This is a genomic window from bacterium Unc6, assembly GCA_013626165.1.
In the GTDB taxonomy this organism is placed as follows: Bacteria; Omnitrophota; Gorgyraeia; order Velesiimonadales; family Velesiimonadaceae; genus Velesiimonas; species Velesiimonas alkalicola.
The window spans coordinates 1-1,105 of sequence record NDHX01000022.1 but is presented as its reverse complement, the minus strand read 5'-3'; the positions used below and the strand labels follow the sequence as shown (position 1 = coordinate 1,105).

1 protein-coding gene is annotated in these 1,105 nt (G+C 32.0%); it reads left to right on the top strand.

Annotated elements, in window-relative coordinates; translation table 11 throughout:
- Nucleotides 1–89: 89 nt before the first annotated feature.
- Nucleotides 90–1,019, top strand: coding sequence for a hypothetical protein (locus B9J78_06760; GenBank protein MBA2124612.1), 930 nt, complete (start codon nucleotides 90–92; stop codon nucleotides 1,017–1,019).
- Nucleotides 1,020–1,105: the final 86 nt, after the last annotated feature.

Below are 1,105 nucleotides of genomic sequence, written 5' to 3'. Positions count from 1 at the left end.
TATGGACAAACAGATTAAAGAAATTGCCAAAGATATAGAATTCATAAGAACGTGTTGACTAACGATACATTAAGTTGTATACTTAATGTATGGAAATAAAGTTACATAAGAATGCCACTACAACTTTAGCGGTAAGGAAAGTAATCAAAGAAAGTCCTCTTTCTGCTTATACTTTGGCTAAAAAATATGGAATTAGTCAAACAACTGCTCAAAGATGGAAAAAAGCAAAAACATTAGAAGATAAATCCTCGCGTCCACATCGTCTTAATACCACTTTGACCACACAACAAGAAGAACTAATATGCTTTGAAAGGAAACAGTTTAAGAAGACAATAGAAGAAATCTTTTTTACATTAGAGGACACAATTCCAAATCTTTACCCGATGAAGATTTACCGTTGTCTTTGCCGATATGGGTTAGATGCTTTGCCTTCTGAATTTATTGATGCAGAAAGAAAGATTAAGAAATTTCGTCATTATGGGATAGGGTATTTGCACATAGATTTACTTTATGCCCCCAAAATAAATAAGGAGCGTTCTTATGTTTATACTGCTATTGATAGAGTGGCCAAAGTTGCTTTTGTAATGATAGGGAAAATGAAGAACAAAGAAACAGGAGCAAGATTCTTAAAAGAAGCCCTCTCCTTCTATCAATACAAGATAAATTATATCTTAACTGATAATGGTTTTGAGTTCTGTTACAAAGCATTACCCAAACACAAAAGGACTAAAAAGATTCATCCATTTGATAATATCTGCAAGGAGTATAAAATTCAACACAGGACAATTAAATTCAAACACCCATGGACAAACGGTATGGTAGAAAGGTTTAACCGAACTTTGAGAAAAAATGTTTTGACTAAATATCACTTTTGTAGTACTATAGAAATGAATGGAAGACTCATTGAGTTTATTAACGAATACAATATGACTAAAAGACTTAAAAAATTAAATTACAAAACACCAGCACAATATTTAAAAGAGAAAAAGGGAATTACACTACAACGTATCGTTATCTAACAATTAACCAATTCGCTCTAGGATGTCTAGGGTGAAGATTATACCAGGAGGAAATATGGATGTTATAAAACCAAAAAAGACAGTAG

Coding starts and splice junctions, on each gene's coding strand:
- B9J78_06760 (MBA2124612.1), top strand. CDS start 90: ATGGAAATAAAGTTACATAAGAATGCCACTACAACTTTAGCGGTAAGG.